The 10,000-nt window shown below is 48.6% G+C and carries 9 protein-coding genes; 8 read left to right on the plus strand and 1 reads right to left on the minus strand.

What is annotated here, in order from left to right; translation table 11 throughout:
• The 4 genes from LDL35_RS00435 to LDL35_RS00450 all read left to right on the plus strand — a co-directional run.
• A partial coding sequence (locus LDL35_RS00435; protein ID WP_304018382.1) for an aldehyde dehydrogenase occupies nucleotides 1–415 on the plus strand: 415 nt, incomplete at its 5' end.
• Between the two features lie 5 nt (nucleotides 416–420).
• The gene (locus tag LDL35_RS00440) at nucleotides 421–1,272 is read left to right on the plus strand and encodes a deoxyribonuclease IV (protein ID WP_304018384.1); all 852 of its coding nucleotides are present in this window, start codon (nucleotides 421–423) and stop codon (nucleotides 1,270–1,272) included.
• Nucleotides 1,273–1,484: 212 nt separating this feature from the next.
• Nucleotides 1,485–3,668, plus strand: coding sequence for a NosD domain-containing protein (locus LDL35_RS00445; protein WP_304018386.1), 2,184 nt, complete (start codon nucleotides 1,485–1,487; stop codon nucleotides 3,666–3,668).
• Between the two features lie 132 nt (nucleotides 3,669–3,800).
• The gene (locus tag LDL35_RS00450) at nucleotides 3,801–5,078 is read left to right on the plus strand and encodes a diadenylate cyclase (protein ID WP_304018388.1); all 1,278 of its coding nucleotides are present in this window, start codon (nucleotides 3,801–3,803) and stop codon (nucleotides 5,076–5,078) included.
• Between the two features lie 2 nt (nucleotides 5,079–5,080).
• On the opposite strand, the gene LDL35_RS00455 is transcribed toward LDL35_RS00450, so the two are convergent.
• On the minus strand, nucleotides 5,081–5,638 hold the full coding sequence (locus tag LDL35_RS00455; protein WP_304018390.1) for a LemA family protein: 558 nt from the start codon (nucleotides 5,636–5,638) through the stop codon (nucleotides 5,081–5,083).
• Between the two features lie 140 nt (nucleotides 5,639–5,778).
• Here LDL35_RS00455 and LDL35_RS00460 point away from each other — a divergent pair, with 140 nt between their 5' ends.
• The 4 genes from LDL35_RS00460 to LDL35_RS00475 all read left to right on the plus strand — a co-directional run.
• Nucleotides 5,779–6,699 (plus strand): AEC family transporter, encoded by a 921-nt coding sequence (locus tag LDL35_RS00460; protein WP_304018392.1) that lies wholly within the window; start codon nucleotides 5,779–5,781, stop codon nucleotides 6,697–6,699.
• A 47-nt stretch (nucleotides 6,700–6,746) separates the two neighbouring features.
• Complete coding sequence (locus LDL35_RS00465; protein ID WP_304018394.1) at nucleotides 6,747–7,856, plus strand: DUF362 domain-containing protein; 1,110 nt, start codon at nucleotides 6,747–6,749, stop codon at nucleotides 7,854–7,856.
• A 297-nt stretch (nucleotides 7,857–8,153) separates the two neighbouring features.
• On the plus strand, nucleotides 8,154–8,468 hold the full coding sequence (locus tag LDL35_RS00470) for a hypothetical protein (RefSeq protein WP_304018395.1): 315 nt from the start codon (nucleotides 8,154–8,156) through the stop codon (nucleotides 8,466–8,468).
• A 1-nt stretch (nucleotide 8,469) separates the two neighbouring features.
• Nucleotides 8,470–10,000: V-type ATP synthase subunit I (locus LDL35_RS00475; RefSeq protein ID WP_304018397.1), on the plus strand; the 1,531-nt coding region annotated here is incomplete at its 3' end.

The raw sequence follows: 10,000 nt of genomic DNA on the forward strand, positions 1-10,000 counted from the left end.
CCGGCTCGGTACCGTACTGTCCGGGGGAAAGATACCAGATTCTGCCCCCTATGACATGGGGACGTTTTATCTTCCGACCATCCTCACTGATGTCGATCCCGATGCTCCGGTCATGCGTGAAGAAGTATTCGGTCCCGTTCTTCCAATCTCTGAATTTGACTCCATATCAGACGCAATTGAGCGGGCGAACGCAACACGGTTTGGTCTTGGTGCATCAGTCTGGACCCATGACATGAGAACGATATCCCGTGCGACTCAGGAGCTTGATGCCGGCATTGTCTGGGTGAACCAGCACCTGAGAATACCTCCTGAAGTACCCTTCGGAGGTGTGAAGTCATCAGGTCTTGGGCGGGAAAACGGCCGGTATGCTCTCTTCCATTACCTGGAAGAAAAGACCATTCTCATTCATCCCTGAGTACCATGACATCACGACAGGTTGGAGTTCATGTATCCATAGCCGGGTCATTCGTACATGCCTTTGACCGGGCCAGAGAACGGGGTTGTGACTGCTTTCAGATATTTACCAAGAATCCACGGGGCTGGAAGGCGAAACCAATCGAAAAAAGGGATTCTGATGCCTTTATTCACGAAAGTGAACAATTCAGACCTGGGACCGTATTTGCCCATATCTCCTATCTTCCCAATCTTGCCGGAGACAATTCTGTCATGTATGAGAAGTCGGTGGATGCATTGAGGATGGAACTTGACCGGTGTCAGGCCCTTCATATCCCTTATCTGATCACTCATCTGGGACATGCCGGGGATGACTGTGCACACGGGAGATTACGGGTTGTTCAGGCAATTGACACCGCACTTGAAGGCAGCGATCCGGGGACTATGCTTCTTCTTGAAAACACCGCAGGAGAGAGGCATTCGGTAGGGAGCACGATTGAGGATATCGCCGATGTCTTTGGACGGTGTGAAGAGCAGAATCGGATTGGTATATGCTTTGACACCTGTCATGCCTTTGCAGCAGGGTATGATCTCCGGACGGCAGAATCGGTGGGCCAGGTGGCTGATCTGATTCAGGATACTATCGGTCTTCCATCGGTCCATGTGATCCATCTCAATGATGCAAAGGGAGAGCTGGGGAGCGGGCTTGATCGGCATGAACACATCGGTATGGGGACCCTTGGTGTATCTGGTATCCGTTCAGTCCTCATGCATCCGGGATTTCTAAATATCCCCTGTATCTGTGAAACACCGGTCGATGATCGGCGCGGTGATGCAGATAACATCCGGGTCGTCAGGGAACTCATGCAAATCCGATAATGGAAAATGACTATAAATTGCAGAGATTGCAGGAAAAATATTCAATACTCCTGATAAAATCCCCAACTCTTCTCTTTTCAGTTTCAGGGATTAATAATTGAAACAGTGTGTAAATCTCTGAAAAATCAGACTTCTTATCCGAGAACCTTATAGGATCCTTTTCATAAACAACAGATACAAGAATCTTGGGATTTCCCGTATTTCAGATACTGGTGATCCGAAAGATGGGGAAGGTGTATGTGATGTCAGGAAAACCATTCCGAATCTTGGGATATCTCATCCTGGTAATTTTCGTTGCATTCAGTGTATCAGGTACAGCACAGCCGATAACTGCTCCTGCCGTGATCACATCACCAGGGATGTACGAGCTGACTGCAGATGCACGGGGGATTACTGATATGTATGGGATCAGGATCGAAGCATCTGATGTTGTCCTTGACGGCCAGGGTCATTTTCTGGGTGGAGACCAGCGGGACAAATCAGTCGGTATTTATGTGAATAAGTTTGGCGGTTCTATCACTAATGTCACAATAAAAAACCTGAAACTTGAGGACTGGAACAATGGTGTCAGTTACCAGTATGTAAAGGGAAAAGAGGGTGATACCAATGTTATCTCAAACCTGGATATCATCGACTGCCCGACCGGTATTCATATCGAGTATTCAGATTTTATTCGCATAACTGACAACCTGATCCGGGACTGTTCAAAGGCAATTAATATTGAACAGACCTCCAGCAAAGTCACCGTGACGAAAAATACCCTGAAAAACAACGGGGTTGGCGTCATCGTCATGAAGACCGCAGACGTCACATTGCATGATAATACTATCAACACCTGTGATGTCTATGGCGTTCAGGTCACAGATTCATCAGGATTTACTCTCACCAAAAACGGCATCAGCGACAATAAATATGCAGCACTTCAGATTGAAAGCACCACAGATTCTGTTATCACCGATAATAACTTTTCAAAGACCACAACCGGTCCGGTGGTTGTCATTGGGAACGGGGTCAGGGGTGCGAAGATATACAATAACTACTTTGGAAGTGTGACGAATATCTCCGTAGATGAGATCAGCAGTGATATTGTCTGGAATCTAACCCTTGAAGAAGGCGTGAATATCCTGGGAGGTCCGTATAAAGGTGGCAATTACTGGGGATCTGCACCAGGCCTTGATGGGTTTTCAGACACGGTTCCTGATGAGGACGGATATGGAATCGGTGACAAACCATATGAGATAAATGCCTATAATATCGATTATCTCCCCCTCACAAATACCGATAAAAACTATCCTGCCCCAACTCCTGAGCCTACCCCTGAACCAGTCGAGCCGGTTTCATCAGAATCTGAAGAGAATATTCCTGCAGATACCAACACCACATCTGAAGAAGGACCGGTTACCAATCAATCGGGTGAGGAACTGTCGGTAGAAGAAACAGAACCGTCTGAACCCATAACGAATGAGACTGCCACTGAGGGAGTGAATGAGACGATCAATGCCACGACAGAATCCCCTTCAGCCACACCTGCAATCTCTGTACAGAACGAGTATCAGGATGAAGAGTCTGTCTTTTCAGCCCTGGGTTCAGAAGTCGTCAGGGTGAAGGATGAGAACGGGACGGTTATTGCAGAAAATATTTCAGAAAATGAGACCCCGGTGACGGCTCCGGCAGTTAAAAACGGGTACCTTCTCTTTACCGGACTGACCCCCGGAAATCAGGTTGTTCTCACCACCAGCACTCATCAGGAGGTCGTACTGGACGCAGTAATGACATCACGTCTCTCGGTTCCGGTTCCCGCAGATATTCCCTTATATACCTCATGGAAGGTTATGGCGATGAATGCAACCACTGCCCAAGGATCCATCGACCGGTATCCTGCAGCCGATGAAACCGTGGTCATTGCCGTATCACTGGCAGAACCTGCACCATCACCTTCATCGGATAATTCATCAATGGCGGTGCTTTCAGTCAGTGATCCTGCTATCCTGACTATTCCTGAAAGTATCTCCCCGGTACCGACACCTGATTCCATTCAGCCGGTTGATATTGCCAATAACTCCACACCATTTGAGGTGGTCCCACCCATCCTCACATATCTTCCTGAAATGCGGTCAGGCAATGATACCGGGACTGCATCCATCGTCATTGAGAATGGTGCCGGAGAAAAGGTGCCTGGTCACACGGTTACTGCATATGCCGGCCCTGGTGGCGCAATCTTTCCGGAAGGGACTGTTGAAGTGATGGCTGGCGGAGATATCACCTTTGTGCTCACTCCCTATGAGGGACACCAGATTGAGTATCTCCTGATAGACGGATCCAATGTTGACCCGTCATCTGAATACTCGTTTGTGAATGTAACAAGGGATCATACCATCATTGCAGGATTTACATAAAGCCCCCTTCTCCTCATCCGGCTCTCATTTTTCTTTTATAAACAGATAGAAGAGTAAATACCTTAATAAACCCCCAAAATGATACGTCCTTCCGGTTACATCTTTATCAGTAATCAGCACCTTAGTACTACTATGAACGCCATCTCCTGGTACCGGTACCTGATGGTGTTTATCTTCGTTCTGACGGCAGTATCATGTATCACGCCCTGTTTTGCCGAAATATCGGTAACCGGAACTGATATCATTACTCCAGTGGTTACAGTGCCTGTTCCATTGGATGAAATGACAACCAAAGCGACTATTGCTCCGATTCATACCAAGGAACCGGCGGTAAAGCCCCCGGTGGAAAACCCAAAGCCTGGCGTGAGCCCGATTTTTCCCCCTCCGGTGCAAAGTCCGACCATGAGACCGACAACGGGTACAGGGACCGCGACACCAACTCCCTCTCCAGTCAGTACCATGACCGGAAATAATGAGACGGCAGAGACATATTTCCAATGGGGACGGGCATATGAGGATGTCGGGAACTGTCAGGCTGCACTGGTTGAGTTTGAAAAGGCGATTGCCCGCGACCCGTACTATGCCGATGCCTGGTATCACCGTGCGATCTGTTATGAAAGACAGGGGATGTATGATGAGGCATATGACTCATACCGGTTCCTGCTGACCATAGAGCCTGGGTTCTTCTCGGCGAATAAGAACGTAACGCAACCTCTGACCGCAAATATCAGTCCGGGAGCGTTTCCAAAGCCCCCTGGTGAAGAGTCGGTCTTGAACGGGCCATTCTTCTGGATCCTGATCGGGACCGGAGTAGGCGGGCTCATTATCAGTGGTCTTGTTCTGTATCATATTCGCCGGCGTCCTGCTCCGGATGGAACGGTGGTCCTGACCAGGCAATCCACAGGGCCCGTTACCAACGAGGAGCTGAGCGCGATCGCCGACAAGATTACAGAGTACTATGACGGGGACAGGGAGATCTGCATGCAGGTCATTAAACTTGCAATAGAGATAGCCCGGGAGGGAAGAGAAGGAAAACCGGTAGGCACCGCCTTTGTCCTTGGTGATAGTGATGCTGTCCTCGAACGGTCCAGGCAGCTTATCCTGAACCCCCTCGCCGGTCATTCCTCAACAGAAAGGAAGATTACCAATCCGGACATGCGGGAGAACGTCAAGGAACTAGCCCTTCTGGATGGTGCCTTTGTCATCAGGGAGGACGGGACGGTTGAAGCAGCCGGCCGGTACATCTCTATTGATACCAGTAATGTCCAACTTTCAAAAGGATTTGGAACCCGTCATGTATCTGTTGCCGCAATAACACAGGAGACAAAAGCGATCGGTATTGTCGTCTCTGAAAGTGGCGGTCAGGTCAGGATTATGGCACAGGGCCGGATAATCCTTGAGACCAGTTAAAATTAGAAGGAGATCTCCGGTCTTTTGGCAATCTCTTCCTCAAACTCCAGGTACTGAAGCTTGGAAAGACCTGAAATCCTGGCGACCAGGTTTGATGGGATGGTATCAACCATGGTGTTAAACTGCTCGGCGATGTTATTGCAGGTGTACCGCTGGCGTGCAATCTCATCTTCAACACTTTTCACAGCGCCCATCAGGTCTGATACGGTTGCCTGGGTCTTTAAGTCCGGATAATTTTCCATAACCGCAAACAGTCTTCCCAGGATCGTCCGTGATTCAGCTTCAAGTGCTGCGATATCACCAGCTCCTGCTGATCCGACTGATGCCCGCATTGCAGTGACCCGCTCAAATGTCTCCTTTTCAAAAGCGGCATAGCTCTTCACCGCCCCCAGGAGCTGGTCAATCATATCAAGCCGCTTTTTCAGGGCTACTTTTATCTGACCTAAGGTCGCTTTATATGAATTTTTGAGTGCATAAAACCGGTTATACAGAGATACAAACCAGATCACCAGTCCTATGATGACCAGGATCACGATACCGGGCAGAATGAATTCCATCATGTGTATTCCTCCAACCTATTGCATCAGGACTGATTAATAAATCTTCTTTAGATTTAATCTGATGTCCTGACCCTCCCTGTAAAAAGGGAAGATTGATACCTGACCATCGTCTGAATTATCAGAACAATAAGGTATAGGGAATGGACTTTCTTCCGGTTGCAACAAGTATATTCACCCTTTTTATTCTGATAGGGGTGGGATTTCTCGCGTTCCGCATGGGATATATTACCCGGAGCGGGGCGTCAGGTCTCTCTTCTCTTCTCGTAAATGTTGCGATACCCTGCCTTATTCTGGAGAGTATGCAGGTCCCTCTCTCACGTGGCCTTCTCTATTCGATGGAAGTTATTGCAATAATTGAGGTCGTTGTTTACCTTGTCTCATTCATCTGTGCCATAATTATCCCCTGGTTCCTGAAAGGGTCGGTCTTTGAGACCGGCGTCCTGCGGTTCATGCTCATCTTCTCAAATCTCGGGTTTATGGGGTACCCCGTGGCTTATGCGATGTTTGGGGAGGAGTCGGTTTTTTATGTCACTCTTATCAACCTCCCGTTCGGATTTTTGGTATTTACTCTGGGTGTATTTCTTCTGCGTCCGGATCTTGCACAAAATCCTGATCTGAAAAGGATTGTAACCCCCGGACTTATTGCTTCAGTCCTTGGTCTGTGCCTTCTTGGGACCGGTACCACCATCCCCTCTCCCCTGAATGAATCTATTTCACTCTTAGGGTCCATCACAACACCTCTGGCGATGATCGTCATTGGAACATTCCTGGCGCCTCTTCCCTTTTACTCCATGATATCCGATATCAGGGTATGGGTAATATCCGCCGCACGGCTGATTCTGATTCCGGTGATTGTGTCTCTGATAATATCTCCCTTTGTAACCGATCCGCTCCTTCTGGGCATCCCCGTCCTCCTTGCTGCCATGCCTGTTGCTGCGAATACGGTGCTGCTGTCAGAAGAGTACGGGGTGAATGCTGAACTTGCATCAAAAGGAGTTTTTATATCAACTTTACTTTCCCTGGTCACAATACCGCTGATTGGGATCTTTCTCCTTCCCTGACGTTTCCTGCATGTTCTTAAGGTTGCAGGTAGATGTTCAGGGAAGCCATGTCCACCAGTACAGTCTATCTTGCACGTATGCGGATACGAAATCCTGATCAGAATAATGGGGTCAAAATACGGGATCTGTGCACAGCGGCAGGTCTTCCCGATATCATATCTGAAGGAGATCTGACTGCGGTTAAGCTCCATTTTGGTGAGCTTGGGAATGATACGTTCATAAAGCCGGTGTTTGTCAGGTCTGTTGTTGATAGTATCCGGGAGATGTCTGGAAAACCATTTCTGACCGATACCAATACGATGTACATCGGTTCCCGGCATAATGCGGCAGATCATCTGTCTACAGCGATTCGCCACGGGTTTGCCTATGCTGTTGTTGATTGTCCGGTCATTATCGCAGACGGGCTGAAAGGGAACAATTACCGGGAGGTTGCAATCAACGGAAAGCATTTCAAAACCGTAAAGATTGCGCAGGATATTAGTGATTCAGATGCCATGGTTGTCCTCTCCCATGTAAAGGGTCATGCTCTTGCCGGATTTGGGGGTGCCATTAAAAATCTGGCCATGGGATGTGCACCACCCATCGGAAAGCGTGATCAGCACCAGGGGATGCAGGCGGAGATCGACGAGTCCCGTTGTGTCGGGTGCGGATATTGTGTGACACAATGCCCTTTTGATGCCATTCATATGGGGAAAAAAGCAAGCGTTGATAAATCTGTCTGCTACGGGTGTTCTGCCTGTCTTCAGGTCTGCCCAGAGCAGGCGATATTATTCCATTGGGAGCGGGATGTCCCACGGTTCCTTGAACGGATGGCAGAATATGCCCTGGGAGCCGTTTCTACCCTTAAAGATAAGGTCCTGTATATAAGTTTCCTGATGGATATTACGCCGGATTGTGACTGTGTTCCCTGGAGTGATGCACCGATAGTGCCTGACATCGGATTTCTGGCATCATCTGATCCGGTCGCTATTGATGCCGCGGCGCTCGATCTTATCAATAAGGAACGGGGACTTTCCTCCTCCTCACTGCATTGTCATCATGAACCAGGGGAGAACAAGTTTACCGGTGTGTGGGACTATGTCGATGGAGCGTATATTCTTGAGTATGCTGAAAAGATCGGTCTTGGGTCACGATCGTATACTCTTGTGGAACGGTGAGGTGACAGAGGAAAGGATGTATTCCATTTTGTAAATATAACTGTACATGCAGTTTCAAAAACCAGTAAAAATTGCGAAACATGTATTGTATTGCCTGGAAGGAGCAGCATTTACCATACATCTCGTCATACCCATGGTTCTGCTGATATTATTTCTCTCCCTGTATCATGGCATGTGGATGAGTTGATCCTACCTGTTCAGATCTTCTTTTTCCTTTTTTATTTCTGATATAACTCCACCGGTAATCACATGGATGACAACTGATAAATGAGGTGAAGATAGACTAAAAAGATAGAAATGGCAATCCCTGAGATAGATCAGATAAAACGCAGTGAAGAAGAGGCTGCTGCTCTGATCGAAGCCGCACGACACAGAAAGATGCTGGCAATCGAGGAGGCGAAACGGGAGGGGGAAGGTCTTGTTCTGATGCGGCTTTCAGATGCTGAAAAAAGATTGCGTGAAGAGAGGGAGCGGGCAGAAAGCCAGGTTGCCCGGGAGCATGCACGTCTTATGGATGAGGCGCATGATGAGGCCGGAAAGATCAGGGACTATGCAGAAAGACAGAAAGATACGGCTGTTTCACTCCTGGTCAGGCTCATAACCGGAGAATAACATGTTTTATCCGGCCAGAATGAACAGTGTTGTCATCGGTATTCATAACCGGTGGCTCATGGATGTTACGTCTGCGTTACATGAGCAGGGTGAACTTGAAGTCCTTGATCTGAAAAAGGGAACAGGCGCTGAGATCCCCCGGATCTCACTTGAGATTCCCCGCGGAGATATTGAGAGAATTATTTCGCTCCAGTTCAGATCTGACAGGATATTAGAGATCCTTGAGCCCTACGAGGTCAGAGCGGAGGGGGTTTTATCACTGCTCTTTCCAAAAGACTCTCCGCCCTTCCCGGTCAGATATGATACACCCGGAGAGGTCTATCAGGCTGCATATGAGATACTCGACAAGGCCGAACCGGTCCTCACAACCTATGAGGCTTTGAAACAAAACCGTGAGTTGCAGCAGGTAACACGGGAAAGGATTGAGAATTTAAACCGGCTTGCTGTCCCTGGTTGTCCGCTCTCCTACCTGGCACCTGGTCCGTATACATTTCTGGTAGCCGGGTGGGTTTCCCAGGAATCTTTGCCTCTCCTTGATGCATGGTTCAGAGAATCAGGAACTGATGAAATTTATCTTCACACGATACAAAACGGGCAGGAGATAATCGTTCTGTGCATCGGGACTCAGGCAATGAGGCCGCTCCTTGAAGAACTGGCTCATCATGCATGGTTCTTCCGTATCACGTTTCCTGATTCATATACCGGTATGCCAGGTGAGATGATTCGTGCCGAAGAGAACCGGCTTAGAGAGTATATGAAAGAGGAAGAGAGCCTGACTGCTCATCTCATCTCGATGGCCAAGTCTTATCTCACCCCTCTTCGGGCAATTCGGGAAGAGCTCTCGATCTGGCGTGACCGGTATGAGGTATCCCGGAGCTTTGGCTCTAGCAGGGATGTAGTATACCTGCATGGATGGATTCGGGAAAAAGATCTGGATCGCCTGCACGACGTCCTTAAAAAAGTCACGAGTGATGAGTTTTTCCTCTTCACAAAACCTGCAGAACCTGAAGATGATGTTCCGGTCCGGTATGATAACCCAAGATGGCTTGCACCATTTGAGATCCTCACCACCACATTCTCAAGACCCCGGTATAATGAGATTGATCCAACGCCGTTTTTTGCCCCTGCATACCTGCTCTTTTTTGGACTGATGCTGGGTGATGCCGGATATGGGATCATTATCGCCCTGGTTGGGTGGCTCCTCTACCGGGGTCCGGGCACAAATGATCTGGCATTTCGTGACATGAGTTATATTCTCATCTGCTGTGGGGTCGCTGATATCATTCTTGGGACACTGCAAGGCGGCTGGTTTGGGGATCTTCTCCCCCGGTTTTTCCACGTAACGCCGCCGTTTGTCCTTATCGAGCCATTGAATCAGCCGATATTACTGTTCCAGATAGCACTGATTATCGGCACTATTCACATCAATCTGGGAATTCTCCTTGGATTGTGGCAGAATGTCCGTGACCGGATGTACCGGACTGCCATTATGGATCATGGTATCTGGTTTGTCATTCAACCGGCAGCGGCGG

Origin of the sequence: Methanospirillum hungatei (assembly GCF_020216685.1) — an archaeon.
Lineage (GTDB): Archaea > Halobacteriota > Methanomicrobia > Methanomicrobiales > Methanospirillaceae > Methanospirillum > Methanospirillum hungatei_B.